Origin of the sequence: Erythrobacter sp. A6_0 (genome assembly GCF_017744235.1) — a bacterium.
Taxonomy (GTDB): Bacteria; Pseudomonadota; Alphaproteobacteria; order Sphingomonadales; family Sphingomonadaceae; genus Qipengyuania.
Map to the genome: position 1 here is coordinate 263,555 of NZ_JAGHQR010000002.1, position 25,796 is coordinate 289,350.

24 protein-coding genes are annotated in these 25,796 nt (G+C 64.9%); 13 read left to right on the top strand and 11 right to left on the bottom strand.

The genetic code is table 11. The annotated features are described in order from the left end of the window. Window positions 1–216 precede the first annotated feature (216 nt). The 4 genes from J7347_RS07015 to J7347_RS07030 all read right to left on the bottom strand — a co-directional run bounded on the left by J7347_RS07015 (window position 217) and on the right by J7347_RS07030 (window position 2,915). Window positions 217–975, bottom strand: a complete 759-nt coding sequence (locus tag J7347_RS07015) for a Gldg family protein (RefSeq protein WP_209161464.1) — start codon at window positions 973–975, stop codon at window positions 217–219. A gap of 55 nt (window positions 976–1,030) precedes the next feature. After that, on the bottom strand, window positions 1,031–1,420 hold the full coding sequence (locus J7347_RS07020; protein WP_156502075.1) for a hypothetical protein: 390 nt from the start codon (window positions 1,418–1,420) through the stop codon (window positions 1,031–1,033). Window positions 1,421–1,486: 66 nt separating this feature from the next. Further along, window positions 1,487–2,515: a cysteine synthase A gene (locus tag J7347_RS07025; protein WP_067682484.1), complete on the bottom strand. Its 1,029-nt coding sequence runs from the start codon at window positions 2,513–2,515 to the stop codon at window positions 1,487–1,489. 82 nt (window positions 2,516–2,597) lie between these two features. Next, window positions 2,598–2,915 (bottom strand): 2Fe-2S iron-sulfur cluster-binding protein, encoded by a 318-nt coding sequence (locus J7347_RS07030; RefSeq protein ID WP_067682486.1) that lies wholly within the window; start codon window positions 2,913–2,915, stop codon window positions 2,598–2,600. 86 nt (window positions 2,916–3,001) lie between these two features. Here J7347_RS07030 and J7347_RS07035 point away from each other — a divergent pair, with 86 nt between their 5' ends. Continuing rightward, the gene (locus J7347_RS07035) at window positions 3,002–3,619 is read left to right on the top strand and encodes a DNA-3-methyladenine glycosylase 2 family protein (protein WP_209161465.1); all 618 of its coding nucleotides are present in this window, start codon (window positions 3,002–3,004) and stop codon (window positions 3,617–3,619) included. 35 nt (window positions 3,620–3,654) lie between these two features. After that, window positions 3,655–4,458, top strand: coding sequence for an SDR family oxidoreductase (locus tag J7347_RS07040; RefSeq protein ID WP_067682491.1), 804 nt, complete (start codon window positions 3,655–3,657; stop codon window positions 4,456–4,458). A gap of 8 nt (window positions 4,459–4,466) precedes the next feature. On the opposite strand, the gene J7347_RS07045 is transcribed toward J7347_RS07040, so the two are convergent. Beyond that, on the bottom strand, window positions 4,467–4,757 hold the full coding sequence (locus J7347_RS07045; protein ID WP_067682547.1) for a 4a-hydroxytetrahydrobiopterin dehydratase: 291 nt from the start codon (window positions 4,755–4,757) through the stop codon (window positions 4,467–4,469). Window positions 4,758–4,809: 52 nt separating this feature from the next. Between J7347_RS07045 and ccmA the strand changes: the two genes are divergently transcribed. Further along, the gene (gene ccmA / locus J7347_RS07050) at window positions 4,810–5,430 is read left to right on the top strand and encodes a heme ABC exporter ATP-binding protein CcmA (protein WP_209161466.1); all 621 of its coding nucleotides are present in this window, start codon (window positions 4,810–4,812) and stop codon (window positions 5,428–5,430) included. After that, complete coding sequence (locus J7347_RS07055; protein WP_209161467.1) at window positions 5,427–6,080, top strand: heme exporter protein CcmB; 654 nt, start codon at window positions 5,427–5,429, stop codon at window positions 6,078–6,080. Before ccmA ends, J7347_RS07055 begins: the two co-directional genes overlap by 4 nt. A 9-nt stretch (window positions 6,081–6,089) precedes the next feature. On the opposite strand, the gene map is transcribed toward J7347_RS07055, so the two are convergent. Together map and J7347_RS07065 are read right to left on the bottom strand one after the other, a co-directional pair. Continuing rightward, on the bottom strand, window positions 6,090–6,914 hold the full coding sequence (gene map / locus J7347_RS07060; RefSeq protein WP_067682497.1) for a type I methionyl aminopeptidase: 825 nt from the start codon (window positions 6,912–6,914) through the stop codon (window positions 6,090–6,092). 17 nt (window positions 6,915–6,931) lie between these two features. Next, window positions 6,932–7,786, bottom strand: coding sequence for a DUF4163 domain-containing protein (locus J7347_RS07065; RefSeq protein ID WP_209161468.1), 855 nt, complete (start codon window positions 7,784–7,786; stop codon window positions 6,932–6,934). Between the two features lie 58 nt (window positions 7,787–7,844). On the opposite strand from J7347_RS07065, the gene J7347_RS07070 reads away from it, so the two are divergent. The 8 genes from J7347_RS07070 to J7347_RS07105 all read left to right on the top strand — a co-directional run bounded on the left by J7347_RS07070 (window position 7,845) and on the right by J7347_RS07105 (window position 15,268). After that, complete coding sequence (locus J7347_RS07070; protein WP_209161723.1) at window positions 7,845–9,242, top strand: leucyl aminopeptidase family protein; 1,398 nt, start codon at window positions 7,845–7,847, stop codon at window positions 9,240–9,242. 102 nt (window positions 9,243–9,344) lie between these two features. Continuing rightward, entirely contained in the window at window positions 9,345–9,692 is a 348-nt protein-coding gene (locus tag J7347_RS07075) for a hypothetical protein (protein ID WP_209161469.1), read from the top strand. A 3-nt stretch (window positions 9,693–9,695) separates the two neighbouring features. Then, a complete protein-coding gene (argC, locus tag J7347_RS07080; RefSeq protein WP_209161470.1) occupies window positions 9,696–10,625 on the top strand; it encodes an N-acetyl-gamma-glutamyl-phosphate reductase in 930 nt (309 codons plus the stop codon). A 264-nt stretch (window positions 10,626–10,889) separates the two neighbouring features. Beyond that, window positions 10,890–11,228, top strand: a complete 339-nt coding sequence (locus tag J7347_RS07085) for a P-II family nitrogen regulator (RefSeq protein ID WP_209161471.1) — start codon at window positions 10,890–10,892, stop codon at window positions 11,226–11,228. Window positions 11,229–11,292: 64 nt separating this feature from the next. Beyond that, on the top strand, window positions 11,293–12,702 hold the full coding sequence (gene glnA / locus J7347_RS07090) for a type I glutamate--ammonia ligase (RefSeq protein ID WP_209161472.1): 1,410 nt from the start codon (window positions 11,293–11,295) through the stop codon (window positions 12,700–12,702). 187 nt (window positions 12,703–12,889) lie between these two features. Beyond that, window positions 12,890–13,480: a lysozyme gene (locus tag J7347_RS07095; RefSeq protein ID WP_209161473.1), complete on the top strand. Its 591-nt coding sequence runs from the start codon at window positions 12,890–12,892 to the stop codon at window positions 13,478–13,480. Window positions 13,481–13,568: 88 nt separating this feature from the next. Further along, window positions 13,569–14,651, top strand: a complete 1,083-nt coding sequence (locus J7347_RS07100; protein ID WP_209161474.1) for a hypothetical protein — start codon at window positions 13,569–13,571, stop codon at window positions 14,649–14,651. Between the two features lie 14 nt (window positions 14,652–14,665). Beyond that, window positions 14,666–15,268: a fasciclin domain-containing protein gene (locus tag J7347_RS07105; protein ID WP_209161475.1), complete on the top strand. Its 603-nt coding sequence runs from the start codon at window positions 14,666–14,668 to the stop codon at window positions 15,266–15,268. Here J7347_RS07105 and J7347_RS07110 read toward each other — a convergent pair. From J7347_RS07110 to J7347_RS07125, 4 genes are all read right to left on the bottom strand, one after another. Beyond that, window positions 15,262–19,497, bottom strand: a complete 4,236-nt coding sequence (locus J7347_RS07110; protein WP_209161476.1) for a translocation/assembly module TamB domain-containing protein — start codon at window positions 19,495–19,497, stop codon at window positions 15,262–15,264. The two genes, J7347_RS07105 and J7347_RS07110, sit on opposite strands and share 7 nt — an antisense overlap. Further along, complete coding sequence (locus tag J7347_RS07115; protein WP_209161477.1) at window positions 19,497–21,614, bottom strand: BamA/TamA family outer membrane protein; 2,118 nt, start codon at window positions 21,612–21,614, stop codon at window positions 19,497–19,499. Before J7347_RS07115 ends, J7347_RS07110 begins: the two co-directional genes overlap by 1 nt. Window positions 21,615–21,681: 67 nt before the next feature. Next, window positions 21,682–22,554: an arginyltransferase gene (locus J7347_RS07120; protein ID WP_209161478.1), complete on the bottom strand. Its 873-nt coding sequence runs from the start codon at window positions 22,552–22,554 to the stop codon at window positions 21,682–21,684. A gap of 184 nt (window positions 22,555–22,738) precedes the next feature. After that, a complete protein-coding gene (locus J7347_RS07125) occupies window positions 22,739–23,995 on the bottom strand; it encodes a threonine ammonia-lyase (protein WP_209161479.1) in 1,257 nt (418 codons plus the stop codon). A gap of 110 nt (window positions 23,996–24,105) precedes the next feature. Between J7347_RS07125 and J7347_RS07130 the strand changes: the two genes are divergently transcribed. Further along, window positions 24,106–25,791: an amidohydrolase gene (locus tag J7347_RS07130; RefSeq protein ID WP_209161480.1), complete on the top strand. Its 1,686-nt coding sequence runs from the start codon at window positions 24,106–24,108 to the stop codon at window positions 25,789–25,791. Window positions 25,792–25,796 lie beyond the last annotated feature (5 nt).

A 25,796-nucleotide genomic window follows, 5' to 3' on the forward strand; every position in this document is an offset into this window, starting at 1 on the left:
GGATTTACCGATAAACTACTGTTTTTGTGTATCTTTCTCTCGGCGCCATCGTAAACGCATTCTTACTTTCGATGCTTCGGTAATCCGCCACCGATCGGCGCAAAAATGCTCGAAATCTGCGGATTTCGGCCACTCTCGCGGGCCATTCACGAGGAAAATGTCTGGAGCGGCGGGAGCCCCCAACCGGCCTCTCCCGCGATTTCCCCGAACCGGGAGTCAGGTGCCGAAGGCGTCGTTCAGGATGCCGTCCAGGGCCGCCTCGCGCCGATCCTCGCCGGAGTGGTCCTCGCCGGAGTCGTCCTCGGCTTCCCCGCCGGCGTCATGCGCCTCGCTCTCATCGAGCACGGCGGCATCGGCGACGAGCAGCGCGCGTCCCTGGCCGATCGTGCAACGCGCCATCAGGCGGCTCTGCGACAGGGTACAATCGGCCTCGCCGCCCTCCTCGCGCAGCCGGAACGTGCCGGCGATCCGCACCGGAACGGTGAGGCCGAACGCCTCGACCAGTCGCTCACCCTCGTCCTGGCCCGAGTCGAATTCGAGCTCCAGCCCCCAGCGCGCAAGGATCGGCGAGAGCAGCGCCACATCGTGCGGGCGTCTCGGGTCTCCCAGCCGGTATTCGGAATGGCGCGTCAGCATGGGATCGGCGAACACGATCACCTGTCCCCCGCCCCTCACCCAGTCGTCGAGAGCGACGTTTTCCTCTGCCGAAAGCGCCCGCGGCTGAGCCAGGACCAGGCGGCTGAGCGGCGCGAGCGTTTCGGGAGTCAGCACGTCGAGCGGTTCGAGCGCATAATCGCGCTCCAGCGCACTGCGCACCCAGTTCATTTGCCGCCCGTCATCGAGGAGGTCGGAAAACTCCACCGCCTCGTTCCAGTAGATCGGCAGTGTGGACATCAGGCCGAGGCGAGGCTGTGCCGTCTGTTCCCGCACCTGTTCCACGCCGGGATCGGCATCGGCATGAGGAGAGCAGGACACGCACGCCAGCAGGCAAGCGACGAGCGCCGTGGTCGCTCCCGGCGAGGAAGCGCGCTTATTGCGGCGGGCTATTTTCGCCTCCACCCTGTTCGGGAAGGATGGGCGCTTCCCCGCCCGCTGGCGTTTCCGGCACCGGGTTGGCCGGCAGGTCGGGAACGACCCCGGCATCGATCAGCGGATCGGAGCGCGTCGGTGTGGCGCTGGGCTGGTTGGTGGCGACCGCTTCGGGAACCGCCGTCCGCTCGGTTTCGTCGGCACGGGTTTCGATAAGATCGATCAGGCCGATCAACAGGAGCGTGCCCGCAAGTCCGGCGATTCCGACTTGGAGCCGCTGGGTCGTTTGCGCGCGCGTTCCGCCCAGCGGCACGGATGGCGCATCGCCCGAAAGGCCGGTGGCGGCGTCGACCGTACGGGCCTTGCGCCGGGGATCGAACAAGCGAGCCATGAAGCCAGATAGGGCGCGCAGGCGCATCGGGTCAATCGCCTTCGCGCCACGCCCTCAACCGCCGAATCAGGCGGCGGGTTCGAGCCAGTCGAACACCGGCAGGTCTTTCGCGCGCAGCCATTCGGGATTGTAGAGGGTAGAGAGATAGCGGAAGCCGGTATCGCACAGGATCGTCGCCACGCGCGGATTTTCGCGGCCCTGTTCCTTCAGATGCCGTCCCAGCGCAATCGCGCCCGCAACATTGATCCCGCTCGACAGGCCGAGGCACAGCCCCTCTTCGCGCAGCAGGCGGCGGACCCATTCGAGCCCCTCTTCGTCCGAAATCCGGAACTGCGTATCGATCGGTGCGCCTTCGAGATTGCCGGTGATGCGCCCCTGCCCGATCCCTTCCGCGACCGAGGAGCCTTCCGACTTCAGCTCGCCATGCGCGTAATAATCGTAGAGCGCAGCGCCATGCGGATCGGTCAGCGCGATCGCTACGGTCTCGTCGAATTCCTTGAGGCCCATGCCGACGCCCGCGATCGTGCCGCCAGTGCCCGCAGCGCAGGTGAAACCGTCGATCCGGCCTTCCAACTGCTCCCACAATTCCTTTGCGGTGCCTTCGATATGCGCCTTGCGGTTGGCGGTGTTGTCGAACTGATTGGCCCAGATCGCACCCTCGGTCTCTTCGGCGAGGCGGCGACTCGTGTGGACGAAATGGTTGGCATCGGAATATTTGGTCGGCGGAACGGTGACCAGCTCGGCGCCCAAAGCGCGCAGCGTGTCCATCTTTTCCTTGGACTGGTTGTCCGGCATCACGATGATCGTGCGGTAGCCCAGCGCATTGGCAACCAGCGCGATGCCGATCCCGGTATTGCCCGCCGTCCCTTCCACGACCGTTCCGCCGGGCTTCAATTCGCCCCGCGCCTCGGCATCGCGGATGATGTAGAGCGCGGCGCGATCCTTTACGCTCGCGCCCGGATTGGCGAATTCGCACTTGCCGAAAATATCGCATCCGGCAGCCTCGCTCGGCCCGGCGAGGCGGACGAGCGGCGTGTTGCCGATCAGGTCGAGCGTATCGGCGCGCCTATTGGCGCTAAGGGGTATGGCAGTCATGCCGAAGAGGTAGGCAGTCGCTCCGGCGGTCGCAAACTAGATGCGCTTGCAGGCCGCAAAGCGATCCGAAATCAGTCTTCCATCAGTCTTCGGGCGCGATGGTCACTTTCAACCCGTCCAAGTCGCCGGTGAAGGGGATCTGGCAGCCAAGCCGCGAATTGGCATCGCGATGGTCGGAGGATTCGAGCAGATCGTCCTCGTCCTCGCTCATGGCGGGCAGCTTGTCCTGGAAGGAAGGATCGATGTGGACGTGGCAGGTCGCGCAGGAACAGCATCCGCCGCACAGCGCCAGCAATTCGTCGAAGCCATTGTCGCGGATCGCCTCCATGACGGTCAGCCCGTCCGCGACGTCGATCTCGGATGTTTCACCTTCGCGGGTGGTTACGATCAGCTTGGGCATTGTCGCGGCCTCGTTCCTGTGGTTTGCCAGTCGCCGCGCTGCTACGGGGCGAGCGCAGTTTTGGCAAGGAGCGGCAGCACGCCGGCATGGGACTGACCGCAGAGCAATTGAGGGACGGGATCGACGCGGTTGCGGCAAAGGAGCCGCGCGTGGCCGATGCGCTTGCCAGAACCGGCTATCCCGAACCGCGCCTGCGCGACACCGGGTACAAGACCCTGCTGCGCACCATCGTCGGCCAGCAGGTCTCGGTCGCCGCAGCGGCATCGGTGTGGACCAAACTGGAGGCCGAATTGGGCGAAGATTTCACCCCCGCCTGCCTACTCGAACGCGATTTCGAAACCTTGCGCGCCTGCGGCCTGTCGCGCCAGAAACAGGGCTATGCCCGCTCGCTATGCGAATTGGTCGCGGACGGAGAGCTCGATCTGGAGAGCCTGCCCGGCGACGACGAGGCGGCGATCGCGGACCTGACCAGGATCAAGGGGATCGGGCGCTGGTCCGCGGAAATCTACCTGCTGTTCGCCGAAGGGCGCCCCGATATCTGGCCGGCGGGCGATCTCGCCGTCCAAGCAGGGCTCGGCAAACTGCTCGACCTGAAAGAACGCCCGAGCGAGAAAGAAACCCGCGCCCTAGCCGAAGAGTGGCGGCCGAATCGCGGCGCGATGGCCATCTTCACCTGGCATATCTACAACAATCCGGCGCTTTGAGCCGACGCATCGAGACGATTAGGGAGAGACACGACATGGCGGACCGCAAGGCTATCTTCATCAGCGGCGGAGGCTCGGGCATCGGGCGGGCGATCGCGATCCGCTTCGGGCGCGAGGGCTGGTTCGTGGGCCTCGGCGATATCGATGCGCATGGCATGGCGGTGACCGAGGATTTCCTCCCCGGCGGCTATTCCTACACTCACAAGCTCGACGTCCGCGATCGCGCAGCCTGGGACGAAGCGCTGAGCGGCTTCGCCATGGCGGCGGGCGGCCGGATCGACGTGGTGGTCAACAATGCCGGTATCCCGCTGGGCGGCACGCTGATGGAGAACTCGACCGACGAGATCGAACGCTGTCTCGACATCAATCTCAAGGGCGTCCTGTTCGGCGCGCAGGCGGCGTACGAGCATTTGAAGAAGACCGCGCCGGGATCGTGCCTGCTCAACACTGCCAGCGCGGCGGGCATTTATGGGACGCCGGGGGCCAGCGTCTATTCCGCCACGAAGTTCGGCGTGCGCGGGATCACCGAAAGCCTCGACGGAGAATGGGCCGATGACGGGATCGCGGTGCGCTCGCTCTGCCCCAGCTTCATCGACACGCCTCTGCTCGACAAGAATCCCAATGCCGGATCCAATCAGGACATCCGCCAGCGCGTGACCGATGCCGGGCTGGAAATCACTCCGGTTCAGGATGTCGCGGATGCCGCGTGGGACGCTGTGCATGGCGACAAACTGCACACGCTGGTGGGCAAGACCGCCAAGCGGCTGGGCTTTTTCAGCCGCTGGATGCCGGGCGTGGTCCGCAAGCAGACCCGCTCCAGCGCCCGCGGCCTGGGATAGGGTCTCGGTTAGAGAAGCGCGCCGATCGCCTTGGCCATCTTCATGTCCTTCAGGGACAATCCGCCTGCGTCATGCGTGGTCAGCGTCACGTCCACCTTGTTGTAGACGTTGAACCATTCGGGGTGATGATCGCGCTTTTCCGCGATCAGCGCCACGCGCGCCATGAAGGCGAAGGCCTCGGAGAAATCGGCGAATTCGAAGCTGCGCTCGATCGCCTTGCCTTCGCGCGAGAGCGACCATTCGGGCAATGCGCGCATCCAGCTGTCGCGTTCTTCCTGGCTCAATTCCTCGACCGGCATGATATGCTCCTGCGCTTGTGGGGTCCGCGCCTTTTGCCTATCGCTGCGCCCCATGCAAGGGGCGGGTCTCACGGCGCGGGAGCTTTATTGCCGCAGGGGCGACCGGCCGCTGTTCGGCGGTCTCGATCTGACGCTGGAGCGCGGCGAGGCGCTGCATCTGACCGGGCCGAACGGGATCGGAAAGTCGAGCCTGATCCAGATACTCGCCGGACTGCGCAAACCGTCCGATTTTCTGGCTACGCATGGCGAGGGTTTTTCGCGCGGATCGGTCGAGTGGTCGGGCTCTGTCGCCCTGCTCGACGGGCGACTGGCGCTGGACGAGGCAGTCACCTTAGACAGGGCGCTCGCCTTCTGGGCCGCGCTCGACGGTTCGGAAAAGCTGACGAGCGAGCATGCCGAGATGCTTGGCATCGAAGCGCTGATGGACGTGCCGGTGCGCTATCTTTCGACCGGGCAGAGGAAGCGCGCCGGCCTCGTGCGCCTGCTCGGCCAGCAGGCCGATCACTGGCTGCTCGACGAGCCGCTGAACGGCCTCGACGCCGATAGCGTGACAGTGGTCGAGCACCTGATTGCCGATCATCGCGCCTCTGGCGGTATCGCGATCGTCGCCTCCCACCAGCCGATCGCAATGACCGATGCAACCGCTCTCGATCTGAGAGATTATTCGTGGTGATCGGAACGCTCCTGCGCCGCGATCTCGCGACGCTGCTGCCCGGCGGAAGGCGTGGCGGTACGCTGCTGCCGCTCCTTTTCTTCCTCGCCGTGGCGATGCTCTATCCCTTCGCGGTCGGGCCCGAGCCGCAAATGCTCGCCCGTACCGGCGGCGGCGTGATCTGGATCGCGGCGCTGCTGGCGGCGATCCTGCCGCTGGAGCGGTTGATTGCCGCCGACTTGGAAGCAGGCATCTTCGATCAGCTATCGCTGCGCGGCATATCCGAGGAATGGGCGATGGCGAGCCGGCTCGTCGCGCACTGGCTGGCCTTCGGGCCGCTGCTGCTCCTCGCAACGCTCCCCGCCGCCGCGCTTCTCGGCCTGTCGGGAGAAACGGTTCGCGTGCTGCTGCTGGGCCTGCTCGCCGGAACGCCCGGCCTAGCCGCGATCGGCCTCGCCATCGCGGCGCTTACCGCTGCCCTGCGCCAAGGCGCGGCTCTCGCCGGACTTATGGTGATCCCGCTGGCGATCCCGATCCTGATCTTCGGTGCAGGCGCCCTGTCGCGCCCGGACACGGCGGGATTAGCCCTGACGGCCGCCATCAGCCTGGGCCTGTGTGCAGTGACGCCGTTCGTCGCCGGAGCGGCGATCAGAGCCGCACGCGAAGGCTGATCGCGCCGTTCAGTAAGGTGGCTTGTCGAGGCCCTTCGGGCTGCCGGTGAAGATCTCGTTCCCGGTCTCGGTGATGCCGATCGAATGTTCGAACTGGGCGCTCAACGATTTATCACGCGTCACGGCGGTCCAGCCGTCGTTCAGCACCTTGGCATGCGGGCGGCCGCCATTGATCATCGGTTCGATGGTGAAGAACATGCCCGGCTTCAGCAGCGGCCCGGTCCCGGCCTTCGCCGCGTGGATCACTTCGGGCGCATCGTGGAACAAGCGGCCGAGCCCGTGGCCGCAGAATTCGCGCACCACGCCATAGCGATACTGGCGGGCATGGGCTTCGATCGCGGCGCCGATATCGCCGACACGAGCGCCCGGCTGCGCGGCCTCGATGCCGAGCATCAGGCATTCGTACGTCACTTCGACCAGCCGCTTCGCCTTGAGCGAAGGTTCGCCTGCAAAAAACATCCGGCTGGTATCGCCGTGCCATCCGTCGAGCAGCGGGGTCACGTCGATATTGAGAATGTCCCCGTCCTTGAGTGGCTTTTCACCGGGAATCCCGTGGCAGACGACGTGGTTGATCGAGATGCAGCTGCTGTGGGTATAGCCGCGATAGCCGAGCGTAGCAGGCGCAGCGCCGCCATCCAGCATCAGCTCGCGAATCTTGTCGTCGATCGCGGCGGTGGTCACGCCCGGCTCGACCATCGGGGCGACCTCGTCGAGGATCTGCGCTGCCAGCCGTCCGGCGCGGCGCATGCCTTCGAAACCCTCTTCGCCATGCAGCTTGATGGTGCCGTCGCGATAGACGGTCTCGCGCCCGTCGATTTCCTGATATTCTGTCATGGCGCGCGATGTAGCGATCAATCGCCCGAAATGCGAGCTTGCTTCTGCGGAGCCCGGCTGAAGGCCTCGACATAGTCGGGATCGACCGCGTCGATGACGGCGGAATCGACCGGAAAGGTAAATTCGTACGATCCCTCGGCATAGGGCCCGGCGACATAGGGGCCGATCAGAATGCCGATCCTGTGGAAGGTCTGCGTGTTGCTCGATCCCAGAAGCACCGTCACTTCGCGCGGTTCGGGACATGTGTTGAAGGCGTTGTCCGACTGCGGATCGACCGCTTCGCCGCGTCGCTTGGCCCGTTCCGCGTCGAGAGCGTCGCAGAATCTGCCCCACAACGCAGTCTTGAAGGCGGCGGCGCTGCGGAACAGGTCGAGCGGGGCGCGGGCGGTATCGGCCCGCTTGTCCCAAACCAGGCTGTCATACCCGTAATTGGGATGCGCCCCGCCGGTATAGGAATAGATCAAGGCCGAAAGGCTCAGCCAGTCGGTAATGTCGGCAACCGTCTCCCATTCCTTTTCCGCAGCGTGAGGGCGAAACTCCCACCCCTCCCCGCGCGAGGCTGCCTGATCCTCCGCCGCCATTGCCTGCGCTTCGCCAAGCGCAGTCTGCGCCTCGCTTTCGAACCGCACCGCCAGCTTGGGAATGGCATTCGCCGCTGCGGGCCAAGTGTGGGAAAATTCGACCCGCTCGTTCTCAAGCTCGACAGCGCCAGGCTCGGCATCGGTATCATTCGCGGTAGCGGCGACCGATCGATCGGTCGTGGAGCCTGCGCCCTCTTCCAGACCCACTTTGGCCTCGTATTCCTGCGCTTCGCTGCAGGCGCCGCTTGCCAGCACACTCGACAGCAGCAAGGGAATCAGGAACAGGCGCATCGGGGTTGGGTTTCCTGTGCGAAGATTGACGTGAGGAAATAGAAGTATGAGCGGCACTATGAACGCGGGCGAAGCATTGATCCAGCCCGATCGCGGGCAGGACGCGATCGCGATCCACCTGACCGATAAGAACGGGTTCGAGGGTTTCGCAAAAGGCTTGAACGCCGCCCAGCGGACCGCACTCGAGGCGCAGAAATTCGACGGGAGCGGCTATCAGACGGCGATCGTGCCTGATGGGGAAAGCTGGTTCGCCGTCGGCGGCGTGGCCGATCCGCAAAGCCTGTCGAGCTGGTGTCTGGCCAAGCTGGCCGAGGTCCTCCCCGAAGGCACCTATCGTCTGGCGAAGGATGCGTCGGGCGGCGATCCCGGCCCGGCCCTGCATGGCTGGCAGACCGCGCAATACGTGTTCGATCGCTACAAAAAGCCGGAAAAGCCCACCGGGCCCCGCATTCTCCTGACCGAGAAGGCAGGCCGCATCGATGCGGTCCGCGCCGAGGCCGAAGCCGTCTGCCTGGTGCGCGATCTGGTCAACACGCCCGCAGAGGACATGGGGCCGGAAGCCCTGGAGGAGCGGATAGAGGCGCTTGCGAAGACCCATAGTGCCACGCTCGAAACAGTGCGCGGCGATGCGCTCGAACGCGGCTACCCCATGGTTCACGCCGTCGGGCGGGCTGCCGCGCGCCGCCATGCGCCGCGCCTGATGCATCTGTCCTGGGGCAAGGAAAGCGACCCCGTGCTGGCCGTGGTCGGCAAGGGCGTCTGCTTCGATTCGGGCGGGCTCGACATCAAGGGCGCATCGGGCATGATGCTGATGAAAAAGGACATGGGCGGCGCGGCGCATGCGATCGCGCTGGCCGGACTGGTGATGCAGGCCGGGCTCAAGGTGCGGCTGCATCTGCTGGTGCCCGCGGTCGAGAATGCGATTTCCGGCGAAAGCTTCCGCCCCGGCGACGTGCTGTCGTCGCGAAAAGGGCTGACTGTCGAGATCGGGAACACCGATGCCGAGGGTCGCTTGATCCTGGGCGATGCCCTGACCCGTGCGAGCGAGGAGAATCCCGATCTGATCCTCGACTTCGCCACGCTGACCGGCGCGGCGCGCGTGGCGCTGGGTCCGGACCTCCCCGCCCTGATGGCCCGCAATGATGCGACGGCGGATGCGCTGATCGCGGCGGGCAAGGCTCATGACGATGCGCCGTGGCGTCTGCCTTTGCCCGAAGCCTATCGTGAATATCTCGCCTCCGACATCGCGGACACCAATAATGCGGCAAGCAACGGCTTTGCCGGGGCCAGCGTTGCCGGATTGTTCCTCGACAAGTTCGTCGGCGAAGGCATCGATTGGGCGCATTTCGATACCTATGCTTGGCGCCCGCAGGCCAAGCCCGGTCGCCCAAAGGGCGGCGATGCCTACGGCCTGCGCGCGGCGTGGCACATGCTCAAGGATCGCTACGGGTCGTAAAAGGACGCAACGCCCGGTCATGCAGCCGAACTTGCGAGCCGCGCCCGAGGCGGCTAAGCGCGCCAGATTCAATCCATCAACAGGTACGATCGCCCGATTTCCGTGAGCAGGCCCGCAGACTATTCGCTTCCGACCGAAACGGTGGGCCTGACCGGTCCGGTGCGCAAACCCGCGCCCGGCACGAAGCCCTTGCGTGGCGATCTGGCGCATATCGCGCTGGCGGGCCAATATCTCGCGACGCAATATGTCGTTCCCCTCTGCCGCAAGATAGGCCCGAACAGCGTCCACTTGCGGCTCGCCATGCGCGAAGACGCGGATATCGGGGCGAGTCTTCCAGCCGGGACGCCTGTCGAGTTGCTCGATTGCGCGGGCGAATGGGCGTGGATCGCCTGCGGACCCGAAGGGCCGAGCGGCTATGTCCAGCTCGGCACACTCGAACCGACGGAATAGCCCATGGCCGACCGGATCTTCATCGACGGCGCCGCCGGAACCACCGGCCTGGAAATTCTCGACCGCCTGAACGGCCGTAGCGAGTTCGAGCTCATCCAGCTCGACGAAGCGCACCGCAAGAGCGCGGAGGCCCGGCGCGAGGCGCTGAACGAGGCGGATATCGCGATCCTGTGCCTCCCCGACGATGCGGCGCGCGACGCGGTCGAACTGCTTGATCCCTCAAAGGGCACGCGCATCATCGACGCATCGAGCGCGCATCGCACCACCGAAGGCTGGTGCTACGGGTTTCCCGAACTTGTCGGCCGCGAACGCGTGGCCGATGCGCGCCGGGTCAGCAATCCCGGCTGCTATCCCACCGGTTTCCTCGGCCTCGTCGCTCCGCTGGTGCGCGAAGGACTTCTCCCCGCGGATTGGCCTTTCACCGTCAACGCCGTCAGCGGCTATTCGGGCGGCGGCAAGGCCCTGATTACGGATTTCGAGAGGGACGACGCGCCGGGCTTTCGCGCATACGGGTACGATCTTCGTCACAAGCACCTGCCTGAAATGCAGGCGCGGGCCGGATTGGAGCATTCGGTGCTGTTCGCCCCTGCGGTCGTGCCGGTCTATCGCGGCATGATCGTGGAAGTACCGCTGCATCTCGGCGCTATGGCGGGCGAACCCCATGCCGACGATCTGCGCGCTAGCCTGGCCGATTTCTACACCGGATCGTCAGTCGTGTCGGTGCGTCGCGACGGAAACCCAAGCGAACTCGTGCTTCAGCGGGAGGCCGAGCCTTGGGACGGGATGGAATTGTTCGTTTTCGGCAATGAGGGCGGCAGCAACGCCCGCCTCGTCGCCCGGCTCGACAATCTCGGCAAGGGCGCGAGCGGTGCGGCGATCCAGAACCTCAACCTGATGTGCGGCCTGCCGGAAACGACGGGCCTGTCGCTCTAGCCTGCCTGTTTTTCAGGCAGCGCTCGCCCGGTGTTTGGGCAGCAGATCGTCGCATGAGGCGATCGGATTTCAAGCCCGGCTCGCCCGACTATGCAAAAGATACCGGAATGCGCCCTTTGCCGCGCGCTTTCGATCCTCTAGGCTCCCTGCCAGCGGGTCGCAACGATCTGGCACGATTCTTGGTAACCGATCCTTAAGGATCGCCCGGATCGGCGAACCGCGCAGCGCCGAAACGCCTTACAGGTTGGGGGAATTCCCGGTTTCATGAAGAAGATCGAAGCGATCATCAAACCCTTCAAGCTCGACGAGGTGAAGGAGGCGCTGCACGAAATCGGCGTGTCCGGCATCACCGTGACCGAAGCGAAGGGGTTCGGCCGCCAGAAAGGCCACACCGAACTCTATCGCGGCGCGGAATATGTCGTCGACTTTCTCCCCAAGGTGAAGCTCGAAGTCGTCGTGAGCGACGATATCGCCGAACGCACCGTCGAAGCGATCGCCGCCGCCGCTCAGACCGGCCGGATCGGGGATGGAAAGATCTTCGTCTCCTCCCTCGACAGCGCGCTGCGCATCCGCACCGGTGAACGCGACGACGACGCCATTTAACGCCGCCATCCAAGCGACATCCCGCCGCAAGGCGCAACTCGAAACCAGCAAGGAAACTGATTACATGAGCAATGCAAGCGACGTCCTCAAGCGCATCGCAGACGAAGGCATCGAATGGGTGGATCTTCGCTTCACCGATCCCAAGGGCAAGTGGCAGCACCTGACCATGGTCGCCAAGACGCTCGACGAGGATCAGCTCGAAGACGGGCTGATGTTCGACGGCTCCTCGATCGCGGGCTGGAAGGTCATCAACGAAAGCGACATGATCCTGAAGCCTGACCTCGAGCGGGTCTATGTCGATCCCTTCAGCGCCGAGCCGATGCTGATCGTGTTCTGCGACATCGTCGAACCGTCGACCGGCGAATGGTATGCCCGCGACCCGCGCACCACCGCCAAGCGCGCCGAGGCATTCCTGCAGTCGACCGGCGTGGGCGACACCGTCTATGTCGGCCCGGAAGCCGAATTCTTCATGTTCGACGATGTCCGCTTCGAAGACGGCTATGCCGGTTCGGGCTACACGCTCGACGATATCGAGCTGCCGACCAATTCCGGCCGCGAATACGAAGCGGGCAACATGGCTCACCGTCCCCGCGCCAAGGGTGGCTATTTCCCCGTCGCGCCGGTGGACAGCGCGGTCGACATCCGTGGCGAGATGGTCTCGACCATGATCGAAATGGGCCTGCCCTGCGACAAGCATCACCACGAAGTCGCCGCCGCGCAGCACGAACTGGGCCTCACCTATTCGACCCTGGTCGAAACCGCCGACAACATGCAGATTTACAAGTATGTCGTGCACCAGGTCGCTCATGCCTACGGCAAGTCGGCGACCTTCATGCCCAAGCCGATCAAGGACGATAACGGTTCGGGCATGCACACCCACTTCTCGATCTGGGATGGCGGCAAGCCGACCTTCGCTGGCAATGGCTATGCCGGCCTCAGCGACAATTGCCTCTATTTCATCGGCGGCGTCATCAAGCACGCCAAGGCGCTGAACGCCTTCACCAACCCGACCACCAACAGCTACAAGCGTCTGGTGCCGGGCTTCGAAGCGCCGGTCCTGCTCGCCTATTCGGCGCGCAACCGTTCGGCTTCGTGCCGCATCCCCTACGGTGCGGGCGAGAAGGCGAAGCGCGTGGAATTCCGCTTCCCCGATGCGATGGCCAATCCCTACCTCGCCTATGCCGCCTTGCTGATGGCGGGCCTCGACGGGATTACCAACAAGATCCATCCGGGCGAAGCGATGGACAAGAACCTCTACGATCTGCCGCCCGCCGAACTGGCCGACGTGCCGACCGTGTGTGGTTCCTTGCGCGAAGCGCTGGAGAACCTGGAGGCCGATCACGACTTCCTGCTGAAGGGCGATGTCTTCACCAAGGACCAAATCGACGCCTATATCGAACTGAAGTGGGACGAAGTCCTGCGCGTCGAAACGACGCCGTGCGCGGCCGAGTTCGATATGTACTATTCCGCTTAACCTTTAGCGGTTAAAGGCCAGCCTTCACCGAGCGGGGCGTCCGGGGCAATCCGGGCGCCCCAATTTTTTGTCCGGCTGCCTTAGGATCCTGTCGCGAGCGGCTTTACTCGGCAAAAAACCATTTTCCTACAGGCCCATTGCGCGCCTACTTGCTCCGCCTCCCTCGATTCGGCGCTGGAGGCCCCCGATGATCCGCAAGCCTCTGTTCGACTTGATCCGCCGCCTGCTCGGCCGCCCCTTTCGGCAGGACGAGGTCGATCTGATCGACGCGGCACTCGACGATCTCGACGATCCGGATTCCAAGTTTCTCCACCCCCACACCATCGGCCCCGGCGGTATCGCGCTGATCAAGCAGTTCGAGGGCTGTGCCCGGCGTCGCGACGACGGAATGGTGGCCGCCTATCCCGACCCCGGGACGGGCGGCGCTCCATGGACGATCGGCTGGGGCTCGACCGGGCCTGGAATCGGACCGGATACGGTATGGACTCAGGACCAGTGCGATGAACGATTCGCCCGCGATCTCGAAGGATATGCCGCCGAAGTCGCGGATGCGATCGGCGATGCTCCGACCACGCAGGCGCAATTCGATGCGCTCGTCAGCTTCCATTACAACACCGGCGCGATCGGTCGGGCGAGTCTGACGCGACTGCATCGCGCCGGCGATCACTCGGCGGCGGCACGCGAGTTTGCCCGCTGGAAATACGCCGGCGGAAGGGTTCTGCGCGGCCTCGTGAAACGCCGGGACGCAGAAGCGCAGCTTTACCGATCCGACCGCTAATCCTTTTCTCGGACGCTCGTCTCGACTCGTCGTTACTGTGGAACCGGGTGCGAAATACGCCGTTGGGTTTCCGATCAGGAGTTAACAAATGCGTATTCTTACCAGCAGTGTAGCGATCCTCGCTCTCGCCGCGACAGGCGCGATCGCCCAAGGAAACGGCAAGGGCAACGGACAGGGAAATGGTGGCAACGATCGCGGCGGCCCGCCCGCCGCTGCCCAGGCCGGACCCGACGCGAAGGGCAATCGTGGAAACGGCAACAATAAGGGCAATGGCAACGCCGAACGCGGCGGTCCGCCGGTTCAGGCCGAACGGGGCAATGGAAACGCGGGCAACCCCAACGCGCGAAATGGCAATGGCAATGGAAACGGCAATGCCGGTGTCCGCACGCTCGAACGCGGCAACGGCCAAGGGGCAGCCAAGCAGATCGAGCGCGATTTGCGCGGAAATAACGGCAACGGAAACGGCAATCGCAACGCTGCGAACAATCGCGGCAACGGCGCGAATGACGGGCGCATTCTCGATCGCACGCTCGACCGGACCCGGGACCGCTATATTCAGACCGAAGGCCGTTATGGCGGAACCTTCGGCTATGCGCCCTCGGTGATCGACGGGTGTCCGCCGGGATTGGCGAAGAAGAACAATGGCTGCCAGCCTCCGGGCCTTGCGCGTCAGCGCGCGCCTTACGGTTCGATCTACCAACCCTCACTTTTCGGGTTGTCGGGTTATGATCGCGGCAATTACTTCTACGACGATGGCTATCTGCTGCGGCGCAGTGGGTCGGATATTGCCGGTTATATTCCCCTGCTCGGCGGTGCGCTGGCGATCGGAAACCAGTGGCCGAATTCCTACGGCAGCAGCAGCCTTCCCGATTATTACGTCGATTATTACAGTCTGGGCGGGCCGCAGAACTATCGTTACGCGGACGATGTGATCTATCGCGTCGATCCGACGACGAGCGCGATCCAGTCGATCGCGGCGCTGCTGACGGGCGATCAGTTCACCGTCGGCCAGCCGATGCCGCGTGGCTACGACGTCTACAACGTCCCCTCCGCCTATCGCGATCGCTATTACGACACGCCCGAAGCCAATTATCGCTACTCGGACGGATATGTGTACCGGGTCGATCCGCAGACCCAGCTGGTGGCCGCAGCCATCGACCTGCTGACCTGAACCGGAGTTTCATAATGTTCAATCGCACTTGGCGCTCTCTGGCGCTCGTCACTCTGCCTGCCAGCCTGGCTCTCGCGGCATGCAGCTCCGAACCGGGGGAAGCCCCTGCAACCGAAGCGACCGATCGGGACACGGTCGCTCAAGCGATCGCCTCTGCGGGCAATCTTTCGACACTGTCCGGCGCTCTTACCGACGCGCAGCTTGCCGGAGTTCTCGATGGATCGGGCAGCTATACGATCTTCGCTCCGACCGACGAGGCGTTCGCGGCCCTTGGCGAAAGCGGCCAGCTGCTGCTCGAAGTGGAACAGCGCCCGCTCCTCGTCGGCCTGATGCGCGAACATATCGTTCCGGGCCACATCACGCCCGACGCAATCGGCCAGGCGATCGACGCGGAAGGTGGCCCCGTCACCATGACAACTATGGGCGGCGGATCGCTGACTTTCTCACGCGAAGGAGACGCGATCAGCGTTTCGCGCGATGGCACCAACAGCGCGACCTTCGCAAGCGAGGGCACGGAAGCCGGAAATGGGGTCGTCATCCCGATCGATGCCGCTCTGATCCCTCAGGGCGCTACGAATGCCGGTGCCAGCGACGAGACCGGTGCCGCCGCTCAGTAATCGCGGCTGATCTCAGCCACCACGCTTTCGCGGCCGATCGTCGATACCGAAGCGAGCAGCGCCAGCCAGCTCGTGATTCGGAATTCGACTTCGGTCGCGGAATAGCCTCTGCCGTCGGTGATTATCTCGACATAAAACCGGCGGCCGAAATTCTTGCCCAGTGCAATTCCGGTTCCGCGATCGAGCGCCGGATCCGCGCTGACGATACGCAGCCGATCGAGCCCGATCGCGCTGCGCAATTGATTGATCGGATCCATCCCGCCCCCACCACGCAAGGACGCGACCGCCGCGCCCAATTGCAGCGCATCGGTAGCGGACAGGTTCGTGATCGATCCTCCGAACAGAAGGCGGGCGAGAATTTCCTCTTCGGGCAAAGCCGGGTTCGAACTGAAAGTGATTTCTGGTTCTTCCGAACTGCCCACGACGCGCACCTCCACCTCGATCCCGTCGCGCTCGCTTTCCGCACGGATATCGAGGCTGGGATCGATGGGGCGCGTGACGTCGAACTCGATCATTCCGCGCGACAATTCGAACCGTGTTCCGGCAAAGGTGTAATCGCCTCGCACGACGCGCGCCTCGCCCCCGATGCGCGGATTGTCCGTCGTTCCGCGCAGACGGATATCGGCGCCCCATTCGCTGTCGAGCCCCATCCCGTCAACGTCGATGCGATTGTTGCCGCGCGCATCGATCAGGTACCGCCAGGGCCGTCCGGGGGCCACGCGCTGGCCGATATCGGCGGGCCGGTTGATCTCGCGCGTGGCGATGCGGGGCAGGCGCATATCCTCGGCAGCCGTGGCAAGCCGCCAGCTCGCGCGGTTGATCCGCACTCTGCCTGCGATGGTCCCGCCGAAACCGTCGGAAACAATTCGCAAGGGGCCGGTCACCGTCGCTTCGATCCCGTTGGCGTCGAGCAGTTTCGCGTTCGCCGCAGCCGCCTTGAGGTCGAGCTTGGGTCCGCGTGCTTCGAGGAAACGGCCCTGCACGCGCTCCCCCAGCCCTTCCAGATCGACCGTTCCGCTGCCCGTGACCGTTCCGCCATTGGGCGCGGTGCCCTTGAAGCGCAGCAGGCGCAGGCGCGATCCGGCGAAATTGCCGCGCACGGCAACATCGCGAATATCCGTGCCCGATAGAGAGCTTCGCACTCGTAGCGCCGTGCTGCGCAGCGAGCCGCGCACGCGCGGGTTGGCAAGCGTACCGGTCACGTCCGCTGCAATGGCAACCGGGCCGGTCAGGTCGAAGGCGTCGACCGCAGCAAGCCTCCACAGGCTCTCCGCTGCGCCCTGATACCGCAATTGCGCCCGCAACGCGCCGCGCCGCAATCGCTCGTCGAGCGTTCCGTCCTGCGGCAATCCGGCAATCACGGCTTGGATCCGTCCGCGCCTGATATCCTGGTTCTCCACCACTACGCGGGCTTCCAGCCGGTTCGCAGTCAGATTGGCAACCAGCGCGAGGTCGACCGGCCGGCTCGACAGGACAAGGCCCGAACGCGTCAGATCGTCTACCTTCACGCGCGCCTGGCCCTGCGGCAATCCATCGGCGCCCTTCGCGAATTCGATCCGGCCCGAAATCGTGCCACCGAGGCCCAAATCGGGCACGGCGATATCGGTGAGCGAAAGCGGCATCTGCGAAAGGGCCAGATCGAATGCGGTTTCGCCGCCTCCGAACCGTCCTGATGCAAGCACGCCGCCTTTGCCGAACTTCACCAGAGTGCGGTCCATTCGCCAGCCGCCATCCTCCAGCTTCGCGAACACGGCGCGGCGCGGCATGGTAATGCGCCGTCCGGCAAATTCGCCCTGCGCCGCCAGCGTGATCCGTTCGGGCGCGATGCCTGCTTTCAGATCCATCGCGAAGCTGCCGCTGCGGCGTCCGGCGATCGAAGCATCAATCGTGCCGCGCCCATTCGTCACTTCGCCCTGCGCAGCGAAGCGACCGATGAAGAGCGTTCCGTAGGTAAGACCCGCGCCGCGCGTAGTGCCGGACACGGTCGAATTGCCATCCGCGATCAGCCCGCGCGCATCGACCGTCGCGCGCGCGATCGTGATCGGAGTGGCACCGCCGAACACCGCGTTGCGCGCTTCCAGATCGAGGTCGAAACCCTGCCCGCCGCCGCGCGGCGCCAGCGCTATCGTGCCATCCAGACCCCCGCCCGCCAGCGCCAGATCCCCGGCAATGCCACTTTCCGTCAGCGTCAGATCGCCGCGCACATTGGTATTCGAGACGCTGAGCCGTTCAATCGCGATCCGCGTCGGCCCGTCACCCGGAGCGAGCACGGTCAGCACGCCGTCGAACGGGCCGAGCGTGGAGCCGCCCTCGGTCTCGATCCGGAAACCGTTTTCGCTCGGCGCTATCGCGAGGCGCACATCTCGCAGCCCCGCGGCAGGCAGAGGATCGGCGAAGACGAGCACAGCCTCCGGCCCGCCAGGCGCAAGCCGTCCTTCGATCGTGAACGGCCCGTAATCGACATGGCGACCCGTCCCGGCCAGCGTCGTCACACCCTGCGCGATCATCCCGTCGAGCCGCGCCGTCAGCTTGCTCGCGGCGACGTTGAGACCGTCGAACCGCAAGGGCGCGCCGGAGCCGAATTGCAATCCACCGCGCAACCGGATCGGCTCGCCCACCAGATTGGCCAGCGTCGCATTCGTCACCGGATTCACCCGCGCATCGAGATCGGCGCGCACCTGCCAGGTTCCGGGTGCGATAGCCGCTCTGATCCGGGCCGAACCGCTCGCCCGCCCGATATCGTCGAAGGCGACCTGCTGAGCGCGCACATCGCCTGCAATGCCGAAAAGGCCGCGCGCCAGATCGCCCTGTACCGCGACATCCGCACTCGCCGTGGGAAACCGCAGAGCGAGATTTTCGGCGGTCAGTCTGCGCCCGCTGAGCACGGCCGTGCCGCGCACCGAGCCATTCGCCAGCCGGGGGTCGAGAAGCGAATTTCCTGTCGTGATGCGCGCCAACCCGGCGTCGAGCGGGAAGGTCCAACGCGAACCGTCATAGCGCGCCGTGCCCCGCTGGACGAGATCGGCGATACGCGTGCCGCCGCTGACCAGCTGTCCGACTTCCAGCGTATGATCGACGGCCAGATCGCGGAACGCACCGTCGATTGTCGCCGCGAGCCGGGCATTCTCCAGCCGAATACCGCCGAACAGGCCGGGATTGCGCAATGTGACGGACAGGGCGAATTCGTCCACGCGATTTTCGGCGAGATCGATCAGCCCTTCGGCCTGCGCGGCGAAGGCGGGTGCCGAGACGGCATAGGTCCCGTCAATCCGGCGATTGTCGATCCGCGCTTCGGCTCTCACCGAAACGGTTCCCTCGAACATGTCCGCCAACAACCCCTCAAGCGCAGGCGCAGGCGTCGCCTGGCCGAGCAGGCCGAAACGCCCGGCGCGATTGGTGATCCGGAAGGCCGCGAAGCGCTCGTCTCCCCGTCGCACCAACAGCGATCCGTCCCATCGGCTCCAGCTGCCATCACCGACGATGCGCGCACGATACGGCGCTTCGGCGCCCAGCAGCCGCGCGATGGCCCCGGTTTCGGGCGCGACGTAATTCAGGCCGAGATCGAAGCGGTCCCGGTCGGGTGCGGCATCGATCAGAGCGGCAAAGCGATCGCCCGATCCCATCGAGCCGCGCGTATCGACCTTCAGCCGACGATCTCGCAGCTGGGCCTCTGCGAGCAGATCGAGCGTCTCGGCCCGGCCGCCCAGGATGCCTTCGGCAAGCGTCAGGCGTTCGATGGCCAGCCTGTCTATCGCGATATCGAAACCGGGCAGGATCGGCCCGTCCTTCTCGCTGGGCAAAAATTCGGGCAGGCGCATCAGCGTGGCGCGCCGCGCGGTGAATTCGTCGATATCGAGCGTATTGCGCAGCCATGCGCCCGGATTCCAGTCCACCTCCGCTTCCGGAATGGTCATGAACGGTCCGGTCGGATCGGAGAGCACCACATCGTGAAGCGTGGCGCGCCCGTAGAGATTGCCCTCGATCCGCCCGATACGGATATTGAGGCCGTTGGGCAGCGTGCGCGCCGCAATACGGTCCGCCAGAAAACGCTCCCCGACGGGTGTGTTCAGCGTGACGACCGCTGCGACGATCAGCAACAGGATTCCCGCCACGATCCCGGCCAGCCATTTCGCCGACCGGCCAGCAATCGCGCGCTTGCGTCCTTTCGGACGCGCCGCATCGTCGGGCGCCGTTTCGACTTCGCGTGGGGGAACGGTCTCCTCGTCCATCAGAACGCCTGACCGAGCGAGACGTAGACTGCGACCGGGCTGTCATTGGGCCCGGGGTTGAGCGGAACACCGACATCGACACGCAAGGGACCGAAGCCGGTGTAATAGCGCAAGCCCACGCCGACCCCCAGCTTGATCTCCTCGAAATCGGGGATCACGTCCGGACTGACCGAGCCTGCATCGAGGAACGGGACGACCGATACCGCGCCGTCGAAAAGCCCGGTGCGGATCCGTGCCTCGATCGCGCCTTCGACCAGGCTGCGCCCTCCGCTGGGGTCGCCCAGAGTGTCGCGCGGGCCGATCTGGCGGAAGCCATAGCCGCGCACCGATCCGCCGCCGCCCGCATAATAGCGGCGCGAGGGAGCGATGTTTTCCAGATCGGTTCCGGGAACGGCGCCGAATGCGACGCGGCCCGCCACCACGACGCTGTCAGTGACCCGGCGATAGGTCGAGGCATCGGTCCGGGCGCGCAGATAGAAGCTCTGCGTTCCGCGATTGCGCGAAACCTCGGGGGACAGATTCGCCGAGACGCGGAAACCTTCGGTCGGATCGAGCAGATCGTCGGTCGTATCGAGCTGGATGAAGCCGGGTATACCCGCGACGAGGAAGGTCGAACGCGGCGCCGCGACGCCATTGACCGCCGGAGGGCGTTCGTCCGTGGCGACCAATTCGACGCCTATCGACCAGCTTACTGGTTTCTGGAACAGCAGCGTCGAGCGCCGCTCATACGTCGCGAGAAGCCCCGCCGTGTTCGCGTCGAAAGCCGGGCTGTCGATCGTGCTGGCATAGGCATCGAGGCTCAGAATGCGGTCGCGCCCGCCGAAATTGTTCTTGCGCAGCCCGACGCCGAGCAATTGTTCCTGCGTACCCAGAATACCGCGCACCTTCAGCGCGCCTTCCGGCGGGAAGAGATTGCGATGCTCCCAGCTCGCCGCGACGCGCACGCCTTCTTCCGAACCGTATCCGATCGCGCCTGCGATGGTGCGCAGGTCGGCGCGTTCGATCCCCACATCCATCGCCACCACGCCCGGCTCGTCTCCCTGCGGCGCGCTCACTTCGCGCGGGTCGATCGTGACCGAAGAAACCAGTCCGGTGGCCGTGATCGCACGGCGCAGATCGAGCTCCAGGCTGCGCTGATAGATATCGCCCGGATCAAAGCGCGCGATGGCGGCGAGGTGATCGCCGGAGAGGAAATCCTCGTCGCTGCTGGTCACCGCGCCGAACACATATTTGCCGCCGGGCGTGACCGGCATGGTCAGATCGCCTTGATTGCGCTCGTGATCGATCAGCAGTTGCGGCTCGTCTATCCGCGCAAAGGCATAGCCGAATTCGCCTAGCGCCGTGTCGAGGTCGAAGCGTTCGGTCTCGATCCGGTCGCTCTGCATCGGATTGCCGCTCTCGATCTCGAAGGCGCGCCTTAAGGTTTCGGCATCTTGCGCCATGGCGAGCGCGCCTAGATCGATCGCGCCGAAGCGATAGCGTTCGCCGGGAATGACATCGAACCGCACGGTAGGATTCGGCGTCGCGCCGTCATTCGCGCTTGCGCCGCCTGGCGCGTTCGTCCCGATGGAACGCGCGATCCGTCCGTCGTAAAAACCGTAAACCCGCAGCAATTCGGTCAGCAATTCCTCGTCCTCGCGAGCACGCGCGGCGAGCTGGGCGATATTCTCGTCGTCGCCGTCCAGCTCCTCGATGGTGGAGAGCGCTTCGAACCGCTCCACGAAATCGCCGCGCTCGGTGAAGGGCGGATCGAGCTGCGGAAAGCCGAGCGTGAGCGAATCGTTGAGGCGCACCAGATCGGCCTCGGTAAAGGCGACATCCGGCCCGGCGACGTCGAGATCGGCGAACTGGATGTCTTCTTCGGGAAGGTCGATTTCGAGCGGCGACAATTGGAGATCGTCCGGCCATTGGACGGCGATCTCCGGAGAGTCGTCCAACGGCGTTTCGGGATCGAGTTCTTCCCCGCCCAAATCCGTCTCGTCCGGACCTTGCCCGAATTCTTCAATGGCCCAGTCCTGCGGGTTCTCCACCGCGCTATCGGGGATCAGGTCTTCCAGGGCGGCGTCGGTCGCCTGATCCTGCGCAGCCAGCGGCATGGCTATGGCGAGGGTGACCATCCCGCTCGCGCAAAGGAAGCGCCCGGCAACCGGACGCAAAATTTTGCCGAAGGTTAGGAAAAGCGTGTCAGCCGACGAAGTCGTAGCGTGCGGATTCCGACGCGTCTGAAGGCACCGCGTCCTTGCAGGCGCGGGCCTGAAGTCGGTCGGCCTTGCGTTCGGGCGAGCGCGAGGCGGTGGCGGAGGCGATGAGCCTCGTCTGCTCCTCATCCGAAATCCGCTCCCATCCCGACCGGGCAAGCCGCTCCAGCGGCCGGAACCTGACCTTGTATTGCATACGGTCCGACCCGGCGACCCAATAGCCGAGATAGACATATGGCAGCCCACGCTCTGCCGCCAACCGCATATGATCCAATATGATATAGGTGCCAAGCCCCGAACGCTCCGCATGGTCGGGATCGTAGAAGCTGTAGATCATCGAAAGCCCGTCGGCCTGCACATCGGTGAGGCAGGCACCAACGAGGCGGCCCGGCCGCCCATCTTCGGTAGGCTCACGATATTCGATGACGGTGCTGGTGACCGGCGTATGCTCCACCATGTCGGCGAAGTCGGTTTCTTCCATATGCGTCATCCCGCCGCCCGGATGGCGAACGGAGAGATATTTCTGCAACAATTCGAACTGTTCTTCGGTCGCCCAGGGGCGGCAATCGGTCGCCACCAGATCGCGATTGGCCTTGATCAGCCGCTTCTGGCTGCTGGACGGGCGGAATTCCGGCGCCACCACGCGCACCGAAACGCAGGCCTGGCAATCGAGGCAGCTGGGGCGATAGGCCACGGTCTGGCTGCGACGGAAACCGATCCGGCCCAGCGCCTCGTTCAGCTCGTCCGCATTCTCGCCGCGCAATTCGGTGAACACCTTACGCTCGCTCTTGCCCGGCAGGTACGGACAGGGCGACGGGGCGGTCACGAAAAAACGGGGGAAGCGGATCGGTGCCGTCACGGCGGGCTGTCTCCTGGGCCTTTACGGACAGGGCGAAGGATGCCGCCCTTGTCTGGAGACATGTTTATGCCTGTTTCGATCCGCCGTTAAAAGGTTCTTAACCACGTTTTCTGCGTAGCCTTGATCCGATGGTCGCATTCGCGGAACGGGACGCGTGGTTAACGGCTGAAAAATCGCCCTCGCGTCAATCGACGGCGACTTCCTCGACCGAATAGCCTTTGTCGCGCAAGGCCGCGACCAGTCCGCGCATCTGCGCCTCGTCCCGGGCCTCGCACTCGATCTCGGTGAACAGCCCCTTGGCGGGCAGCGAGGTGAAGATGCGCTGGTGGTGGATTTCGAGAATGTTGACATTGTGCGCGTCGAACACGCCCATCACCCGGAACAGAGCGCCCGGCCGGTCCTGTAAGGTGATCCTGAGCCGCGCCATCCGTCCGCTGCGCACCAGATCGCGCAGCAGCACATTGGCGAGCAGGCGGGTGTCGATATTGCCGCCGCACAGCACCAGCCCGACCTTGCGCCCGGCGAAGCGTTCGGGATGGTCCAGCACTGCCGCTAGCCCCGAAGCGCCCGCGCCCTCGACCACGGTCTTTTCGATCTGCAGCAGCAGCGAGACCGCGTGTTCGAGCGCCGGTTCGTCCACCAGCAGCACTTCGTCGACCAGTTCCGCGATGATCTGCGAGGTGAATTCGCCCGGCGCCTTGACCGCGATTCCCTCGGCCAGCGTGTCCCCGCCGCAGGCCATGTCCTGCCCGCGCAGATGCGCATACATGGACGGGAACAGCTTGGCCTGAACGCCCACCATCTCGATCGCCGGATTCAGCGCCTTGGCCACCGTGGCCATCCCGCTCATCAGGCCGCCGCCCCCGATGGGGACAACCAGACAGTCGAGATCGGGCTTGGCCTCCAGCATCTCCAGCGCCACCGTTCCCTGTCCCGCCGCGACATGCGGATGGTCGAAAGGGTGGACGAAAGTCAGCCCGCGCTCGCTTTCCAGCTTGCGGGCATGGGCATAGGCCTCGTCGAAGGTCTCGCCATATTGCTCGACCTTGCCGCCCACGCTCTCGGTCTGCATCACTTTGACGGTCGGCGTGGTCGTTGGCATCACGATCGTAACCGGCACGCCCAATCGCGTCCCGTGATAGGACAGGCCCTGGCTGTGATTGCCGGCAGATGCCGCAATCACGCCGCGCGAACGTTGCTCTTCCGGCAATTGCAACAGCGCGTTCAGAGCGCCGCGCTCCTTGTAGGCGGCGGTGAATTGCAGGTTCTCGAACTTGAGCCAGATATCGGCGCCCGTGATCTTGGACAGCGTCTGCGAATGCAGCATCGGCGTTTCCACGATCTGCCCCGCGATACGCCCGGCGGCGGCGCGCACGTGATCGATGGTGAGAAGAGCGGTGGCCTTCTCGGAAGATGCGGTGCTGTCCTGCTGCTGGCTCATGGTCGGTGCCCCTACGGCGCGCGGCCAATCGGCGCAATCGCGCAAAAATGCCGGATGGCTTCGCGCTTAGCCCTTCCGCAAGGCGCCCTTCCCCGATAACCCGTCATCCCATGACATCCATAAAGACCGCCCGCCGTCTGTTCCTCGCCAGCGCCTGCGCGCTCGCGACCGCTCTCACCGCAACGCCCGCTCTCGCCGATCAGCTGATCGAAAATGTCGACGGCGTGCGGATCGACGAGGAGGGGAATATCGACCGCTTTACCGCGCTGCTGATCGACGATGGCGGCCGCGTGAAGGCGGTTTACGACCGGAACGAAAAGCGCCCGCGCGATGTCGATTATCTGCTCGACGGGGAAGGCCGGGTGATGCTGCCGGGCCTAGTCGACGCGCATCTTCACGTGATGCAGCTCGGCATCGCTCAGCTCACGCTCGACCTGTCGGATACCAATTCACTGGAAGAAGCGCTCGATAAGATTCGCCGATTCGCTGCCGAAAATCCCGCCCGCCCTTGGATTTTGGGCCGCGGCTGGAATCAGGAGAAATGGGGCCTCGGTCGCTTCCCGACCGCTGCGGAACTCGACAGTGCGGTGTCCGATCGGCCCGTCTGGCTGAGCCGGGTGGACGGCCATGCCGCCTGGGGCAACACGCTGGCGCTCGAAGCGGCAGGCGTAAGCGCGGCCACCGCCGATCCGGAAGGTGGCCGGATCGAGCGCCTGCCCGGTTCGCGCAAGCCTTCCGGCGTGTTCGTTGATGCCGCCGAAGCGCTGGTCCAGCGCGTCGTCCCCGCCCCGCGCCCCGCCGAGCGCGATCTGGCTCTCTTGCGCGCGCAGGAACTGCTACATTCGATGGGGATCACTGCCGCCGCCGACATGGGCACCAGCATGGACGATTGGCACACCTTCCGCCGCGCGGGCGATGGCGGGCGGCTGACATTGCGCATCATGTCCTATGCGACCGACGCCGATACGATGGAAGCCATCGCCGGTCCGCGCCCGACGCAATGGCTGTATGACGACAAATTGCGGCTCAATGGCATCAAGCTCTATCTCGACGGGGCGCTAGGTTCGCGTGGGGCCTGGCTGAAGCAACCCTATGCCGACGATCCGGGCAATACCGGCCTGCCGCTGATGAGCCCGGCGCAATTGCGCAACGTCATGGTGCGCGCCGCCAGCGGCCAGTTTCAGATCGCCGTCCACGCGATCGGGACCGCCGCCAATGCCGAAGCGCTGAATGCCGTCGCCGATATTTCCGACAGCTTTTCGGGCGATCGGCGCTGGCGGATCGAACATGCGCAGATCGTCGATCCGGTCGATATCCCGAAATTCGCGTCGGCCAAAGTGATTGCCTCGATGCAGCCGGTCCACCAGACCAGCGATCGCACGATGGCCGAAGCGCGCCTCGGCCCGAACCGGCTGGACGGCGCCTATGCCTGGAAGACGATCGCCGCGACGGGCGCAATGCTGGCTTTCGGTTCGGATGCGCCGGTCGAATCGCCCGATCCCTTCGCCGGGCTCGCCGCTGCCTTCACGCGCACCGATGTGAACGGACAACCCTTCGGCGGCTGGCGGCCGCAGGAAGCGGTCAGCCGCGAACAGGCGCTCACCGCCTTTACCGCGAATGGATCCTATGCCGGGTTCGGCGAAGGGCGATTCGGCAAGCTGGTGGTCGGCGAACGGGCCGATTTCGTGCTGGTGGATCGCGATCCTTTGCTGGCCACGCCAGAACAGATCCGCGACACCATGGTGCTCGAAACCTGGGTGGGCGGGCGCCGGGTCTATGCAAAGGATGCCGAATGAGTCTT